The organism is Fluviispira multicolorata, from assembly GCF_009208585.1.
In the GTDB taxonomy this organism is placed as follows: domain Bacteria; phylum Bdellovibrionota_B; class Oligoflexia; order Silvanigrellales; family Silvanigrellaceae; genus Silvanigrella; species Silvanigrella multicolorata.
On sequence record NZ_WFLN01000025.1, the window covers coordinates 1 to 230 of the forward strand.

1 rRNA gene is annotated in these 230 nt (G+C 44.8%); it reads left to right on the forward strand.

Annotated features, from left to right (window positions below):
* Positions 1–130: 130 nt before the first annotated feature.
* Positions 131–230 (forward strand): 23S ribosomal RNA (locus GCL57_RS14715); the annotation flags it as partial.

The window sequence follows — 230 nt, forward strand, 5'->3', positions numbered from 1 at the left end:
ACGAGAAACTAGAAGAAGAGACTTGTAGGAATCTTTTTCTAGAGAAGTTCAAGACAAGGCGACTTGTTTTGAGCAAAGGTTTATAAGCGAGGAGACTTGCTTAAAAGCGAATAGTTTGAGTGATATTTTTCCTCAAGCGATTAAGGGCGTACGGAGGATGCCTAGGTATCGAGAAGCGACGAAGGACGTGTCAGGCTGCGAAAAGCATCGGCGAGCTGCCAAGAAAGCTT